This window comes from Burkholderia sp. Ac-20345 (genome assembly GCF_017104825.1).
GTDB lineage: Bacteria > Pseudomonadota > Gammaproteobacteria > Burkholderiales > Burkholderiaceae > Burkholderia > Burkholderia lata_B.
Genome location: NZ_JAAGPO010000095.1, coordinates 23039 through 38289 on the forward strand (window position 1 = coordinate 23039; position 15251 = coordinate 38289).

The 15251-nt window shown below is 65.7% G+C and carries 13 protein-coding genes and 1 pseudogene; 8 read left to right on the plus strand and 6 right to left on the minus strand.

The window, feature by feature from the left end:
• Positions 1-6 precede the first annotated feature (6 nt).
• From G3O06_RS28385 to G3O06_RS28405, 5 genes are all read left to right on the plus strand, one after another.
• Positions 7-1614, plus strand: a complete 1608-nt coding sequence (locus tag G3O06_RS28385) for a carboxyl transferase domain-containing protein (protein ID WP_205818224.1) — start codon at positions 7-9, stop codon at positions 1612-1614.
• Between the two features lie 19 nt (positions 1615-1633).
• Positions 1634-2419 carry an enoyl-CoA hydratase/isomerase family protein gene (locus G3O06_RS28390; RefSeq protein ID WP_174917079.1) on the plus strand — a complete coding sequence of 262 codons (786 nt, stop codon included), beginning with the start codon at positions 1634-1636 and terminating at the stop codon, positions 2417-2419.
• A 45-nt stretch (positions 2420-2464) separates the two neighbouring features.
• On the plus strand, positions 2465-4462 hold the full coding sequence (locus G3O06_RS28395; protein WP_205818225.1) for an acetyl/propionyl/methylcrotonyl-CoA carboxylase subunit alpha: 1998 nt from the start codon (positions 2465-2467) through the stop codon (positions 4460-4462).
• 317 nt (positions 4463-4779) lie between these two features.
• Entirely contained in the window at positions 4780-4983 is a 204-nt protein-coding gene (locus G3O06_RS28400) for a hypothetical protein (RefSeq protein WP_174917077.1), read from the plus strand.
• 42 nt (positions 4984-5025) lie between these two features.
• Positions 5026-7140 carry a phospholipase C, phosphocholine-specific gene (locus G3O06_RS28405; RefSeq protein ID WP_205818226.1) on the plus strand — a complete coding sequence of 705 codons (2115 nt, stop codon included), beginning with the start codon at positions 5026-5028 and terminating at the stop codon, positions 7138-7140.
• Between the two features lie 177 nt (positions 7141-7317).
• On the opposite strand, the gene G3O06_RS28410 is transcribed toward G3O06_RS28405, so the two are convergent.
• Both G3O06_RS28410 and G3O06_RS28415 read right to left on the minus strand, forming a co-directional pair.
• Complete coding sequence (locus G3O06_RS28410) at positions 7318-8016, minus strand: class I SAM-dependent methyltransferase (protein ID WP_174972039.1); 699 nt, start codon at positions 8014-8016, stop codon at positions 7318-7320.
• Between the two features lie 100 nt (positions 8017-8116).
• Positions 8117-9440: pseudogene (locus G3O06_RS28415) on the minus strand (galactosyl transferase GMA12/MNN10 domain protein).
• Positions 9441-9884: 444 nt separating this feature from the next.
• Here G3O06_RS28415 and G3O06_RS28420 point away from each other — a divergent pair.
• A complete protein-coding gene (locus tag G3O06_RS28420) occupies positions 9885-11027 on the plus strand; it encodes a DUF2827 domain-containing protein (RefSeq protein WP_205818227.1) in 1143 nt (380 codons plus the stop codon).
• 283 nt (positions 11028-11310) lie between these two features.
• Here the strand turns inward: G3O06_RS28420 and G3O06_RS28425 are convergent, their stop codons facing one another.
• Positions 11311-11898 carry a hypothetical protein gene (locus G3O06_RS28425; RefSeq protein WP_205818233.1) on the minus strand — a complete coding sequence of 196 codons (588 nt, stop codon included), beginning with the start codon at positions 11896-11898 and terminating at the stop codon, positions 11311-11313.
• Here G3O06_RS28425 and G3O06_RS28430 point away from each other — a divergent pair.
• Both G3O06_RS28430 and G3O06_RS28435 read left to right on the plus strand, forming a co-directional pair.
• Positions 11812-12615, plus strand: a complete 804-nt coding sequence (locus tag G3O06_RS28430; RefSeq protein ID WP_174972045.1) for an EAL domain-containing protein — start codon at positions 11812-11814, stop codon at positions 12613-12615. The genes G3O06_RS28425 and G3O06_RS28430 overlap by 87 nt on opposite strands.
• A gap of 93 nt (positions 12616-12708) precedes the next feature.
• Positions 12709-13125, plus strand: coding sequence for a hypothetical protein (locus tag G3O06_RS28435; protein WP_205818228.1), 417 nt, complete (start codon positions 12709-12711; stop codon positions 13123-13125).
• 205 nt (positions 13126-13330) lie between these two features.
• On the opposite strand, the gene G3O06_RS28440 is transcribed toward G3O06_RS28435, so the two are convergent.
• The 3 genes from G3O06_RS28440 to G3O06_RS28450 form a co-directional block, all read right to left on the minus strand.
• Positions 13331-14467: a DUF2827 family protein gene (locus G3O06_RS28440; protein WP_205818229.1), complete on the minus strand. Its 1137-nt coding sequence runs from the start codon at positions 14465-14467 to the stop codon at positions 13331-13333.
• Positions 14468-14495: 28 nt separating this feature from the next.
• On the minus strand, positions 14496-14963 hold the full coding sequence (locus G3O06_RS28445; RefSeq protein ID WP_205818230.1) for a DUF4019 domain-containing protein: 468 nt from the start codon (positions 14961-14963) through the stop codon (positions 14496-14498).
• Between the two features lie 25 nt (positions 14964-14988).
• On the minus strand, positions 14989-15251 hold a 263-nt coding region (locus G3O06_RS28450; RefSeq protein WP_205818231.1), incomplete at its 5' end, for a DUF2827 family protein.

Sequence of the window (15251 nt, forward strand, 5' to 3'; positions counted from 1 at the left end):
CCGTCGATGCCGATCATCGAATCGAAACTGAACCCGCGCTCGGAAGATTTCCGCGCGAATGCCGCCGCGCTCGAGGCGGTCGTCGCCGACCTGCGCGCGAAGATCGAACAGCTCGCGCAGGGCGGCGGCCAGGCCGCGCGCGACAAGCACCTGTCGCGCGGCAAGCTGCTGCCGCGCGACCGCATCGCGCAACTGCTCGATCCGGGCGCGCCGTTCCTCGAGTTCTCGCAGCTCGCGGCGAACGGCATGTACAACGACGACGCGCCGGGCGCGGGCGTCATCACCGGGATCGGCCGGATCGCCGGTCGCGAATGCGTGATCGTGTGCAACGACGCGACGGTCAAGGGCGGCACCTACTACCCGGTCACCGTGAAGAAACACGTGCGCGCGCAGGAAATCGCCGCGGAAAACCGGCTGCCGTGCGTGTACCTCGTCGATTCGGGCGGCGCGAACCTGCCGAACCAGGACGACGTGTTCCCCGATCGCGACCACTTCGGCCGCATCTTCTTCAACCAGGCGACGATGTCGGCGGCGGGGATCGCGCAGATCGCCGTCGTGATGGGGTCGTGCACGGCGGGCGGCGCGTATGTGCCGGCGATGAGCGACGAGTCGATCATCGTGAAGGAGCAGGGCACGATTTTCCTCGGCGGGCCGCCGCTCGTGAAGGCCGCGACCGGCGAGGAAGTGAGTGCCGAGGATCTCGGCGGCGGCGATGTGCATACGCGCCTGTCGGGCGTGGCCGACCATCTCGCGCAGAACGACGCGCATGCGCTGTCGATCGCGCGCAACATCGTCGATCATCTCGCGCCGAAGATCTCGACGCCGGTGACGCTGCGCGAGCCGAAGCCGCCGCGCTACGACGCAAAGAGCGTGTACGGCGTGATTCCGGTCGATACGCGCAAGCCGTTCGACGTGCGCGAGGTGATCGCGCGCATCGTCGACGATTCCGAGTTCGACGAATTCAAGGCCCGCTACGGCACGACGCTCGTCACGGGCTTCGCGCACATCTGGGGCCACCCGGTCGGGATCGTCGCGAACAACGGCATCCTGTTCTCCGAATCGGCGGTGAAGGGCGCGCATTTCATCGAGCTGTGCTGCCAGCGCAAGATTCCGCTCGTGTTCCTGCAGAACATCACGGGCTTCATGGTAGGGCGCAAGTACGAGAACGAAGGCATCGCGCGGCACGGCGCGAAGATGGTGACGGCCGTGTCGAACGCGAAGGTGCCGAAGTTCACAGTGATCATCGGCGGCTCGTTCGGCGCCGGCAACTACGGGATGTGCGGCCGTGCATTCGCGCCGCGCTTCCTGTGGATGTGGCCGAACGCGCGCATTTCGGTGATGGGCGGCGAGCAGGCGGCATCGGTGCTTGCGACGGTACGCCGCGACGGCATCGAGGCGAAGGGCGGTTCGTGGTCCACCGAGGAAGAGGATGCGTTCAAGCAGCCGATCCGCGACCAGTACGAGCGCCAGGGCCATCCGTATTACGCGAGCGCACGGTTGTGGGACGACGGCGTGATCGACCCCGCGCAGACGCGCGACGTGCTGGGCCTCGGCCTCGCCGCGTCGATGAACGCGCCGATCGAAGAGACGCGCTTCGGCGTGTTCCGCATGTAACGGCCGGGAGGGCTGAACGATGCGATACGAAACGATCAAGGTAAGTGAAGCCGCCCGCGTGGCGACCGTCACGCTCGCGCGTCCCGATGTGCGCAACGCGTTCAACGAGACGACGATCGCCGAGCTGACCACCGCGTTCGAATGGCTCGACGCGCACGAAGGCGTGCGCGCGATCGTGCTCGCCGCGGAAGGCGCGGCGTTCTGCGCGGGCGCGGACCTGAACTGGATGAAGAAGATGGCCGGTTACTCGGACGACGAGAACCGTGCCGATGCGCGCAAGCTGGCGCGAATGCTCGAGGCGATCCATCGCTGCGGCAAGCCGGTGATCGCGCGCGTGCATGGCGACGCGTATGCGGGCGGCGTGGGCCTGGTGGCGGCGGCCGACATCGCGATCGCCGCCGACGGTGTGAAGTTCTGCCTGTCGGAAGCGCGGCTCGGGCTGATCCCCGCGACGATCGCGCCGTACGTGGTGCGTGCGATGGGCGAGCGCGCGGCGCGCCGCTACTTCACGACGGCCGAAGTGTTCGACAGCGCGCGCGCGGCGTCGCTCGGCTTCATTCACGACGCGGTGCCGGCCGAGGCGCTCGACGACACGGTCGCGAAGCTGGCCGCGACGCTCGTCGCGAACGGCCCCGACGCGGTGAAGGCGTGCAAGCGGCTCGTCGCCGATGTGGCCGGCCGCCCGCTCGACGCGACGCTGATCGAGCAGACCGCCGACTGGATCGCGCGCACCCGCGCCGGCGCGGAAGCGCGCGAAGGGATTGCGTCCTTCCTCGAAAAGCGCACGCCGTCGTGGCGTGAATGATCGCGCAGCGCGCGTGACCCACTCTTTCCGGACGACACCGAAGCCATGTTCGACAAGATTCTGATCGCCAACCGCGGCGAAATCGCGTGCCGCGTTGCCGCGACGTGCAAACGTCTCGGGATCGCGAGCGTCGCCGTCTATTCCGACGCGGACGCGAACGCGAAACACGTGGCCGCGTGCGACGAAGCCGTGCACATCGGCGGCTCGGCCGCGGCCGACAGCTACCTGCGCATCGAGCGCATCATCGAAGCCGCGCGCGCCACCGGCGCGCAGGCGATCCACCCCGGCTACGGCTTTCTGTCGGAGAACGAAGATTTCGCGCATGCGTGCGAAGCAGCCGGCATCGTCTTCATCGGGCCGCCGGTCGACGCGATCGCGGCGATGGGTTCGAAGGCCGCCGCGAAGGCGCTGATGCACGCGGCCGCCGTGCCGCTCGTGCCCGGCTATCACGGTGACGACCAGATCGCGGCCAACCTGCATCGCGAAGCCGACGAGATCGGCTATCCGGTGCTGCTGAAGGCCAGCGCGGGCGGCGGCGGCAAGGGGATGCGCGTGGTCGAGCGCTCCGGCGATTTCCCGGCCGCGCTCGCGTCGTGCCAGCGTGAAGCGGCGAGCAGCTTCGGCAACGATCGCGTGCTGATCGAGAAATACCTGACGCGCCCGCGCCACGTCGAGGTGCAGGTGTTCGGCGACACGCACGGCAATACCGTGTACCTGTTCGATCGCGACTGCTCGGTGCAGCGCCGTCACCAGAAGGTGCTCGAAGAAGCGCCGGCGCCGGGCCTGCCCGACGATGTGCGCCGCGCGATGGGCGAAGCGGCCGTCGCGGCCGCGCGCGCGGTCGGCTATGTCGGCGCGGGCACCGTCGAATTCATCATGACGGGCGACGCGTTCTACTTCATGGAAATGAACACGCGCCTGCAGGTCGAGCATCCGGTCACAGAGATGGTCACGGGGCTCGATCTCGTCGAATGGCAACTGCGCGTCGCATCCGGCGAGCCGCTGCCGCTGAAGCAGGACGAACTGCGCGTGCAGGGTCATGCGCTCGAGGCGCGCCTCTATGCGGAGAACCCGGCGCGCGGCTTCCTGCCGTCGACGGGCACGCTGAAGCACCTGCGGCTGCCGGCGGGCGTCGAGTTCGCGATCGGTGCGTCGGTGCGCGTCGACAGCGGCGTGCGCGAAGGCGATGCGATCACGCCGTTCTACGATCCGATGATCGCGAAGCTGATCGTCCACGGCACGGATCGCGCGGAAGCGCTGAGCCTGATGCTGCGCGCGCTGCGTGCCTGTGAAGTGGTCGGCCTGCACACGAACGCCGCGTTCCTGCAGCGGATCGTTGCGTGCGAACCGTTCGCGACGGCCGATCTGGACACGGGCCTGATCGAGCGCAACCACGACGCGCTGTTCGCGCCGCAAGAGCCGCCGCGCGCGATGCTTGCGCTCGCGTGCGCGGCGCTGCTCGCACGCGAACGCGGCGCGGCCGCGCAGGGTGCATCGCCGTGGGGCGCGCTGCCGGACTGGCGACTGAACGGCGGCTATCGCCGCACGCTCGAATGGCACGCGGCCGAGCGCGAAGCGGACGTGACGGTCACGTACGAGGACGACGGCGCGGTTGCGCACCTCGCGACCGGCGACGCAGCCGTGCAACCGTTCGCATGGGCGCGCGGCGCCACGCCGCTCGATTTCGACGTGACGCTTGGCGGCGTGCGCAGCAGCGGCCGCGTGTATGCGGACGGCGACAACTTCCACGTGTTCACGCAAGGCACGGCCGAGACGTTCGAATGGCGCAACCTGCTCGCGCATGCGGGTGACGCGGAGCAGGGCGGTGGCCGCCTGACCGCACCGATGCCCGGCAAGGTGATCGCGGTGCTGGTCGAGCCCGGCCAGAAGGTCGAAGCGGGTACGCCGCTGATCGTGATGGAAGCGATGAAGATGGAGCACACGATCGGCGCGCCGAGCGCGGGCGTCGTCGCGGAAGTGCTGTACGGCGTCGGCGACCAGGTCTCGGATGGTGCGCAGTTGCTGATGATGGCGGAAGGCTGAGCATCGCCTGTTTCGCTGGTTGCGGGCCGGCTGCTGCGGCTGCCGGCCCGTAAAAAACGCTTCGCGATTCGTTGCACGCCCGGTACCGCGACGGACCTGCTTCGATCGCTTCGGCAAAACGAAGCAATGCGAATCTTTCGATTGCATTACGCCACTCGTTCTCCCCTCCGCCACGACACGTGCCGCCACCGGCGTGCACGTCACACTCCTTTTTACGCGACACCGTCGTGTAACACGTCGAACTTAGCATCTCGCCGTCGATATGACCGGTGCGCACCCGCGCCTGTGTCAAGTCATCACATTCACGGAGAGACGTTATGCGAAAGTCGGCCCTACGGCCCTTCGCGGTCGTTGGTCTGATCGCGCTGACAGCACTCCTCGGTGCCTGCAACGACGACGTGACCGCACCCGCCGCGCCCGTCGCGCAGCAGAAGGCCGCCTGCGGCGGCGGCGTGGTCGCCACCGCGCAGATGCACTGCCCGCCCGGTTTCACCGCGCCTGCCTCGTCGCCCGCTTCCTGATCCAGGCCGTTTCCACCAGAAATCCAATCAAGAGCAACCAGCATGGCCATCCATTCGCGACGCGACTTTCTGAAGTTCTCCGCCGGCCTCGCCGGCGCGACCGCCGCCACCGCACTGCTTCCCGAATCGATCCGCAAGGCGCTGGCGATCGAGCCGAATACCGTGACGGGCACGATCCAGGATGTGCAGCACATCGTCGTGTTCATGCAGGAAAACCGCTCGTTCGACCACTATCTCGGCCACCTGAGCGGCGTGCGCGGCTACAACGACCGCTTCCCGGTCACGCTGCCGAACGGCAAGCCGGTGTGGTTCCAGCCGCGGCAGGAGGACAAGACGAGCGTGATCGCGCCGTTCCGCTACGACACGACCAACCCGGGTGTCAACGCGCAGTGCATCGGCGGCCTGCCGCATACGTGGGCGACCACGCACGGCGCGATCGACAACGGCCGCGCGGACCAGTGGGCGGTGCAGAAGTCGAACATGACGATGGGCTACCACGTCCGCGACGACATCCCGTTCCATTACGCGCTCGCGGATGCGTTCACCGTGTGCGACAACTACTTCTGCTCGATTCCGGGCAACACGCACCCGAACCGCATGTACCTGATGACGGGCATGGTCGACCCGCTCGGCACGGGCGGCGGCCCGCTGCTCGACAACACCGACTACATCGACAACCAGTTCGACAAGATCCAGTTGCCGCCCTTCAGCTGGACGACGTACCCGGAGCGCCTCGAGAAAGCGGGCATCTCGTGGCAGGTCTACCAGCAGGGCACCGGGTTCGACAACTTCACCGGCAACTACGGCACGAACATGCTCGCGTGTTTCAACAATTTCGTGAACGCGCCGGCCGGCTCGTCGCTGCAGACGCGCGGGATGAGCACGCGCCCGATCACGCAGCTGAAGGCCGACGTGCAGGCGAACGCGCTGCCGCAGGTATCGTGGCTGCTGCCGCCCGCCGCGTATTCGGAACATCCGAAGTTCACGCCGCTGTATGGCGCGTACTACCTGTCGACGATTCTCGATGCGCTGACGTCGAATCCGGAGGTATGGAGCAAGACTGTCCTGCTCATCATGTACGACGAGAACGACGGCTTCTTCGATCACGTCGTGCCGCCGTCGGCACCGACGCTGCCGGGCTCGGGCATGAGCACCGTGGATGTCTCGCTCGAGCGGCACAACGTCGTGACGTCGACGCAGACCGGCACGTACACGGCCGACAACCTGCCGTACGGTCTCGGCCCGCGCGTGCCGATGTTCGTCGTTTCGCCGTGGTCGAAGGGCGGCTTCGTGTGCTCGCAGGTCTTCGATCACACGTCGGTGCTGCAATTCATCGAGAAGCGCTTCGGCGTGATGGAAACGAACATCTCGCCGTGGCGCCGCGCGATCTGCGGCGACCTGACGTCGGCGCTCGACTTCTCGAAATCGGATGCCACGCTGCCGACCCTGCCGAGCACGCAGGCGTATGTCGCGCAGGCGGACCTGCAATGCTCGCGCGCGTCGTCGCAGACCGCGCCGGCCAGCACCGCGCAGCAGGTCGTGACGGCGCAGGAGCCCGGCACGCGGCCGGCACGCGCGCTGCCGTACGAACTGCACGTGACGGGCCAGCTCCAGGCGCAGGGCTACGCGCTGACGTTCGCGAACACCGGCACGCAGGGCGCGCACTTCTGGGTCTATACGGGCGACGCGACCGCGATGCCGCGCCGCTATACGGTCGAAGCGGGCAAGCAGCTGACCGATACGTGGGCGCTCGATGCGAACGGCAACTACCTGGTGAGCGTGTGGGGGCCGAACGGCTATTTCCGGCGCTTCGCGGGATCGGCCGCCGCGGATGCCGGCGCGAAGCCTGAAATCACGCCGTGCTACGACACGGCCAACGGCGACGTGTACGTGACGATCGCCAACGCGGGCACCGGCACGCTCACGGTCACGGCGACCGATGTCGCGTACGGCGGTGCAGCGCGCACGCTGACGGTTCCGGCGGGGCAGCGCGTCGAAGCGCACTGGGACCTGTCGTGCAGCAGCCACTGGTACGACCTGCAGTTCGCGGTGGCGGGGAACGCGGGCTGGACGCGCCGCATTGCGGGGCACGTCGAAACCGGCAAGCCCAGCCTGACCGACCCGGCGGCCGTGGCGCCGACGATTGCGCCGGTCTGAGGGCAATCCGTGTGTGCCGGCTCCCTGCCGGCACGCGATGAGGGCCTTCGCGGGGCCACGTCTGGCTTCTGGCTCCGCGAGCGTGTCGTCAATCGCGAGAAGGGCGCCGCACGGCGCTTTTTTTATTCATCGTGCGAGCAAGATGCGTCGATTTTCGATTGAATCCGTCTCGCGACATCAAATCGGGCGGAATACTGCATATTGGTCGCCGTCGATCTTTTCCATGTACCGGCTGTCATGGAGCGTCAGGTTGACCGGCTGGAGCAATTTTTCATTGGCGGCCTCCAGTTCGCTGCTGGCGCGCGTATTGAACAGATTCGACGAGTTTGCGGAGTTCACGAGAGCGTCAAGACGCATCGCGTTCCAGTCGAGGTGCCCTCTGAGCAGGTAAAAGTGCATGATCCCGCATTGCTGATGCGCCCAGAAGTCATGCCACGTGAATGAATCGGGCCGCCAGACGGAGTTGTGGCTCTCGAAGTACGAGGCGCCGCTCATCGGCATGCACTCGGGGGTCGAGATGATGATGTATCGCGATCGATAGTTGAGAAACTCCAGCAAATCGCGACCATGGGAGTGACGCATGTGTTCAATGACGTCCCCCAGAATGACCGTGTCGTACGCGTCGCCGGATCGTTCGTAAAGCGTGTCGCTGACGCCGGAAATGATGTCGTCGTACCCGTTCTCGATCAGGAAGGGATGGGTCTCCTCGTCGCACTCCAGCGCCGTAAACCGGCAATCCGGCACGACATGCTTCAGCAGGCGCCCGTACTTCCCGCCTCCGGCCCCGATATCCAGAATTCTGTTCGGGTTGATTGACTTGATCAGGTGCTGAGTGAGTTGATCAAAGGTTGGCCACGAATATCCGATCTGTTCCAATCTGACCTCCGGTCAAGGCTGGTTCGAAAAGTTGATCGTCATCATGTAACACGGATTCACGCATTCGTGCGCTGTCGTGTCGGCCACCTGAACGAGGGCGTCAGCGCAGCACCCCGTCGTCGTGCGCCATCATCAGCGCCCGCATCGCGGACCACATCCCGTAGTAATGCACGATATAGCTGTCCGCGCGGCGAAACAGCCAGGGCGTGTTGAAGCGGACGAGATCGGCCACGCCTTCGCCGTGCAATTGCCCGTCGCGTTCCATCGCGCGAATGAAATGCAGCTGGTCGCCGTCGCTCGCATAGACGCTCGACCGGTCGTGCAGCGCGGCGATCGTCGTCATCATGTCGCACAGCATTGCGTCGTTGCGCCCGGTGCGCCGGAACGCCATCACGCCCGAGTTGAACGCCCACTGGCCGATGTCGTGCGCGAGCAGCCAGTCGCGGCCTTCGAGCAGTGGCGCCAGCGCTTTCTGCTGGTCCGCGATCAGCACGTCGGCATCGAGCCACACGACCCATTCATGATGCTGCAGGTACGCATGCAGCAGCCACGGCTTGAACCAGTTGCCGGTCGCGTTCAGGCCGATCTCGGCGGGAATGTCGCGATGCACGTAGAGCGTGTAGCCGTGTGCGTCGCAGTAGCGCCGGAAATTCCGTTCGGCGACGCGCAGCATAGCTGCCGATGTTCGGCGTGTAGAGCGTCATCAACGCAATCGGGCGGCCCGGATTGTAGGTGCTGCGCTCGGCGGCTTCGTCCGGCGTGTTCGCGGCATCGTGATCGAACGAGAACATCGGCCGGCCGGCGGCACGGCATCGATTGATGTACGCCACGAGCGTGTCGCGGAAGCGGGCCGTCGTGCCTTTCCGTTCGGGATCGCGCGGCGTGTCGTCGATGCTGATCGCGAACGTCGGTTCGCGGCTCCACATCGGATCGAGGTCGGGGCTGGTCGGCATGACCGGATACAGCCCGTCGATCCGCGTCATGTAGTGATGCGTGTCGAGTTCCGCGAACAGCGCGGCCTCCGAGGTCAGCCGCGGCTCGCTGCCGAGCTTGCAGCGCTGCACGAGCTGCATCACGATCGCCCGCACGGCCGCCGTATTGCGCCAGATCTGCACGTCGACCTGCGGCAGCGGGGGCGCGAACGAGTCGACGAACAGCATGTCGCGGCCGCTCATCAGGCGATCGAGCGCGACGGGCTCGATGATCGCCGCATCTTCGCTGAGCAGCAGCACGAGTTCGTCGGGCTGCGCGCCGCGCAGCACATGGAGCAGCGATTCGTAGCGATACAGCGGCCGCAACGGCAGCGCCTGCGGCATCGCGGACGCATCGACGATTTCGTGGCGATATCCGTGCGCCTGCGCGTACTGCCGGTGATTTTCGAGGCTGGCGGGCGCGTCGTGACTGAAATGGCTGAGGACGATCATCGCGCGCTCCGAAGGCCGTGAAGCGGGTGACGGCGGGTGGCCGGCGCGGGGTGTTTCCGCGCGGCATCGCGGCCGGGCACGCGTTCCTGCGCGTGCCGCCCCTGTTCGTGACGGATTGTCCGGAAGACTTGCGCGGCGTCGCGTTCCATTCTGTCAGCCATTGTTTCAGCAGCGTTGCTGCGAGGTCGTTTTCTGCCCGCGCTGGATGCCGATACCGCCCGGCAACCCCCGGCAACCCGGCGGCGCGACTGGTCGCCGGAGTATCGCATAACGCACTCGCGGATTTGCATGCGCCGGCCGCGCGCTGACCATCCCTGACAGTGTGCGGCCGGCGCTCCGCTAGAATGCCGGGTTGCCGCCGGCGTGCGCTGCTTGACGCGGGCGGCGCTTCGCGCGCTACACTGCGTTCATTCCATCCCCATCCAACCTTCCATCCCGCCGACGATGACGTCCCCTGTCCTGAACGGCCTGCGCATCGGTATCACGATCGGACTGCGTGCCCCCGACGAAAGCCTGTGGATCAACGGCATCAAGCAGAACGCGCTGTTTCTCGCGAAGCTGCTGATGGCGTCGCCGCACGGCTACCGCGTGACGCTGGTCAACACCACCGATGTGCCGCTCACCGACGCGCTGCCGTGGGATCGCAACGTGTACGACACGCGCGCGTTCGCCGACATGAAGGATTCGCTCGACGTGGTGATCGAGCTCGGCGGGCAGATCGACGGCGAGCAGACGGCCTACCTGAAGTCGCGCGGCGCGAAGCTCGTCAGCTATTGCTGCGGCGTCGAGTACATCAACGCGATGGAATCGATGCTGTTCGGCCGCCGGCTGTGGGATTCGCTGTTCATCAACCGCGGCTACGATGAGGTGTGGGCGATTCCGCAGATCGCTCCCTCGTCGCTGCCGTTCCTGCAGTCGCTGCGCCGCTGCCCGGGGCGCGTCGTGCCGTTCGTGTGGGATCCGATGTTCCTGAGCGCGCGTGCCGCGTCGTTGCCCGGGCACGGCGAATACCGGCCGCGCAGCGAGCCCGGCAAGCGGCTGACCGTGATGGAGCCGAACCACAACGTCGTGAAGTTCTGCGTGTATCCGATGCTGATCATCGACGAAGCGTATCGCCGCGATCCCGACGCGATCTGCTTCACGCACGTGACGAACGCCGACCGCCTCGCGCACGACAGCCCCGAGTTCGTGATGCTGATGAACTACCTCGACGTCGTGCGCGCGGGTAAGGCGAGCTTCGTCGGCCGCTTCGATACGCCGCTGTTCCTGGCCGACCTGACCGATATCGTCGTGTCGCACCAATGGTCGAACCCGCTCAACTATTTCTATTTCGACGTGTGCTGGCAGGGCTATCCGCTCGTGCACAACGCGAGCCTCGCGCCTGATCTCGGCTACTACTATCCGGACAACGACGTGCAGCAGGGCGCCGATGCGCTGCTGCGCGCGCTGCATACGCACGATGACGACTGGGAAGCGTACACGCGGCGCCAGCGCGAGATCCTCGGCCGCTATACGTCGGCGAATCCGGCGCTCGTCGCCGAATACGACGCACTGCTCGCGAACCTGGTCGGCGCATCGACCGCATAAGGCCCGATTTTTCGCGCGACGCACACCGTCGCGCCGAATCCCGCTATCGGGATTGTCCCGCCCTAATGTCTGACGAAATAATGCCGTTAAAAAAGAAACCGCCGAACCCGATCGGTTCGACGGTTTTTGAAGGCACGAAATTGACGGCTCCGAGGGAAGTCCGTCGGAAATCATTTTAGAGGTTAACAAGTCTTTAAGATTGTTAAACATGTTTCAATCGATAATCATCATATGATTTAAATTGATATTATCGATTCAAGGCAGTTTGATTCTGTTTAGAAATTTAATAATTCGTTTGAAACGGGAAAATTGAATGCTGCGATGATCGAATGACGTGCGGCGGCCGATTTTCGGCGCAGGGCAAACCGGGTCGGCCTCTGAGACGGGCCGGGCAGCGGGTAATGACAGTGCCTCCCGGGCCGGTATTTATCTGATCAATTGAAAGTTTCCTGATTTGCGGGGCATGCAAATTGAGAAGGGAATTGATTTGGGCAAGGTTGTTTAGATGAGAAGAATAAACGGTATCTGGATCAGGGGCTGTAATTTGCGTTAGTGTGACCTGTCGCACATTCGATATCGTGCGCACATGGTGTATTTCCAGTAACTGAATATCGTTGAAAAATATCGAATTTGACGGCGCGCCGAAGCGAAAAGTACGCTCCCGGAAAAGATCGACATAACAGAATGGGCCGGGTAGGCGGCGGAGCGCGTCATGATCGGCTTGCTCCGCATGTTTCTTGAGGTCGAGCCGCGATCGGCGGCTCGCCATTTGCCGGAGCGCCGGATGAATGCGGTCGAAGCTCGCCAGGAGGCGAATCGGGAAGCGAATCGTGACGAAATCGATCTCGTGTTCGGCGCCCCCGACGATCATCCCGACCTCGCGTCGGTACGCAGTTTCGTGGAAAGTCGGCTCGGGTTCGCGCAAGAGCCCGTGTGCCGGGCCGACCTGTCGGGCGGTGTGCTGTACCAGGAATGCCTGGCGCGATTGCGGTGGGGCGAGCGCGAGGTGCTGCCGCCGGTCGCGTTCCTGCCGCGCCTCGAGGCGCTCGGGCTGATGCGGTGGTTCGACCGGCTGGTGGTCGGCCGGACGATCGACGCGCTGCGCGCCGATCCGGCTGCCGTCTACGGCTGCAATTTAGCGGCGGCGAGTGCGGTGGTCGACGACGCGTGGCTGGCTATCTTCAGGCGGCTGGAGCGCGAGCCGTCGGTCGCGGCGCGGCTGGTGGTCGAGATCACGGAGACGGGGCCGCTGAATCCCGTTGCGGGTCGTTCGTTCGTGAACCGCTTCCGGCAGGCCGGGTGCCGCATCGCGATCGACGATTTCGGTGTTGGCTTCAGCGCATTGAACAACCTGGTGGTCGGCAATCCCGACATCGTGAAGCTCGACCGGTCGATCCTGTCGATGATCAAGCGCAACGCGATCGGGCGTTACCAATTCCGCCGGCTGATCGCGTTCGCGCATGAAGGTGCGCGACACGTCGTCGTCGAAGGCGTGGAGAGCGAGATCGACCGGCAGATCATCGTCGATGCCGGCGTGGCGTGGGCGCAGGGCATCCGTTTTTCATGGCGGTCGCCGGCCGCCGCGTGACGGCGCGGGAACAGGCGGGGTGGCGTGCATGAGGCACGCCGGTGTCGGGCGTGGCCGGCGCGTGGCCGGGACGAATCGCAAAGGGGCGTGAGCATGGCGGGGACGAAGGCCGGAGGCGGAACGGGCACGCAGGCGGCCGGTGCGCGCGAGCTCGTCGCGATCGCCGAGCTGGCCGAGATGCTGTGGCAGCTGGGCGCCGAATCGATCGACATGCCGATCGACGTCGCGCCGTATCTCGACGGCCTGAAGGCCATCGCACGTCGCATTCAGCGGATGAAGCCGCTCGACGCCGGCAGTCGTGAGCTGGCAGCGCGGCACTATTACGCAGGTGTCATCGCGGGCGCGTGCGGCGACGATTCGGCGATCGCGCGTGGTGTATCCGACAGCCTCGTCAAGCAATCCGGCGGCGCCAGCCGGCCGGTGGCGCGCTGCTTCGCCGTGCTCGCGCGGACGGGGCGGCGGCATGGCCGTACGTTCGCCGCGCAGAGCGGCGATCGGGTGCTGGTCTAGCACCCGTTCACGCCGGCGACGGGCGCCGGCACGGCGCGAGACGTGCGGCCCGCGTCGGCATCATCCGCACGCAGCGGCCCGAACCCGCATCAAATCGATCAATCCTTCCTGAATTCGCCGAGCACGAACGCCATTGCGCGGTCGACCGCGTCGTCCCGTCACGCGCAGTGCCGGTTGATGACGAGCGGGCCGTGGACGAATGCGATCAGCCGAGCGAGCGGCCTGCGAATAGCTGCTGGATCTGCGCGGAATGCGCGTGGACGTTGTGCTCGGCGAGCGTGTCGACCTGGTGCAGGCAGTGGCGGGCCGCGGCCGCATAGTCGTCGAGCCGCCCATCGTGCGTCTGCGCGGCGGTCGCGATCGCACGCGCCGCATCGAAGATCTCGAAGTCCGGATAGTAGTAGCCGACGTCGCGCAGGAACGGCGAGTTGTGCACGAGCGGGTAGTTGCCGTACAGCGCGTCGTACAGCAGGTAGTTGAGGCCGTTTTCCCAGTGGTGGGACACGACGATGTCGGTGTGATGCGCGGCCCACGCGACGAACGGCGCACGCACGTCGGCGGTCGCCTTGCCGTCGCGCACCATCTCGAGCCCGAGCGCGAGATGCTTGAAGGCGACGTTCTCCTTCTTGTCGAACGTGTTGGTCATGTACACGTGCTCGATGAGCTCCGGATGCTCGACGTAGCACGCGTTCGCCGCGAGCATCGGTACGATCGAGCTCTTCACGACGTTCAGGTTCGGTTCGAAGAATGCGATGCGCTTCGCGGTGCCGTGGTTGCGATAGCCGAAGCGCGCCTTCAGTTCAGGATCGGCGTCGAGGCTGCGTTCGATGAAGTACGGTGACCAGATGTGCGGCAGCTCGAACACCGGCGCGCGATAGACGGCCCGGAAATACGCGGCGCACGTGTGCATGTGCTGCGGGTTGGTCCAGATCTCGTCGAACTGCACGCGGTGCGGGTTCGGCCGCCACTGGTTCTTCTCGAAGTTGATCGTCTCGACGGCGATCACGTAGTCGTTGCCGAAGCGGTACGACACGCACTTGCCGCCGCGCCGGCGCACGGCGTCCGTATGTGACGTATCGACGAACGCGTTCATCTCGATCAGCAGGTCGGTCTGGTGGACGACGGCCGACAGCGGCCGCAGCGCGCCGCCGAACGCGTCCATCATCAGCGCCTGCGGATAGTCGGTGATGCCGTCGTCGTGCGCGAGCCAGACTTCGCCGATCAGCGGCGACTGCTTCAGCAGCATGTACAGGTACACGCAGTGCTGGTTCGCGCCGTTGTACCAGATCGACTGCGTCGCGTCGCGCTGCACGTTCATCGTTATCGCGACATTGAGTTTCATGGCGGCTCCGGAGTGCAGGGGGCGCGACTTACGGCGTGTAGTTCTGAGCCTGGCGCGGCACGTAGCCGGTCAGGTGCCACTGGCCGTCGTCCTCGAGGCGAAAGCTCAGCTTCTCGAACATGGTCGCGCCGTTCGTCAGCGTGGTCGTATAGTCGACGTTCGCATAGAGCCCGTCGGGCGTCGTGCCTGCGTTCGTGTAGCGGATGCGCGTGATCTGCGCCCAGCCGCGATGGCGCACCGCGCCGACGGACTGGCGGGCGCGCTGCATGTCCGCCGCGAACTGGTCCTGCTTGATGCGCGACTTCACGAACGGGGCCGCGTCGGTCCATACCGCGACGTACTGGCCGGCGTCGAGCTGCTTGAACACCGCATCCGAGTCGCGGAGCAGCGCGTCGGCCGATTCGCCGGACGATTGCGCGTGCGCGCCGATCGCGATCGAAGCGACGGCGCAGCCGATCAGCCATTTGGCGCGGGTGAGGGGCGAGCGTACGTTCATGTCGGAGTCCGGAAAGGGCGGCGCGTCACGCGTCGCGATAGAGGGTGGCGATCGCGTCCGTATAAGCGGCGACGTTCTCGGGGTTGTAGATGCTGACGGAGCTGAGCACGTGCTTCGACTGCTCACGATATGCCTCGAGGTTCGCATCGTGCTCGGCGAATGCCTGCAGCAGTGCGCGGCCGCCGGCCTGGCAGTCGAAGTCCGGATAGAAATACCCGGCCTTGCCGAGGAACGGCGAGTTGTGGATCAGCGGGTAGTCGCCGTACAGCAGCTCGTAGTACAGGTAGT

Coding starts and splice junctions, on each gene's coding strand:
- G3O06_RS28385 (WP_205818224.1), top strand. CDS start 7: ATGCCGATCATCGAATCGAAACTGAACCCGCGCTCGGAAGATTTCCGC.
- G3O06_RS28405 (WP_205818226.1), top strand. CDS start 5,026: ATGGCCATCCATTCGCGACGCGACTTTCTGAAGTTCTCCGCCGGCCTC.
- G3O06_RS28435 (WP_205818228.1), top strand. CDS start 12,709: ATGGCGGGGACGAAGGCCGGAGGCGGAACGGGCACGCAGGCGGCCGGT.
- G3O06_RS28430 (WP_174972045.1), top strand. CDS start 11,812: ATGAATGCGGTCGAAGCTCGCCAGGAGGCGAATCGGGAAGCGAATCGT.
- G3O06_RS28400 (WP_174917077.1), top strand. CDS start 4,780: ATGCGAAAGTCGGCCCTACGGCCCTTCGCGGTCGTTGGTCTGATCGCG.
- G3O06_RS28390 (WP_174917079.1), top strand. CDS start 1,634: ATGCGATACGAAACGATCAAGGTAAGTGAAGCCGCCCGCGTGGCGACC.
- G3O06_RS28425 (WP_205818233.1), bottom strand. CDS start 11,898: ATGATCGTCGGGGGCGCCGAACACGAGATCGATTTCGTCACGATTCGC.
- G3O06_RS28420 (WP_205818227.1), top strand. CDS start 9,885: ATGACGTCCCCTGTCCTGAACGGCCTGCGCATCGGTATCACGATCGGA.
- G3O06_RS28445 (WP_205818230.1), bottom strand. CDS start 14,963: ATGAACGTACGCTCGCCCCTCACCCGCGCCAAATGGCTGATCGGCTGC.
- G3O06_RS28440 (WP_205818229.1), bottom strand. CDS start 14,467: ATGAAACTCAATGTCGCGATAACGATGAACGTGCAGCGCGACGCGACG.
- G3O06_RS28395 (WP_205818225.1), top strand. CDS start 2,465: ATGTTCGACAAGATTCTGATCGCCAACCGCGGCGAAATCGCGTGCCGC.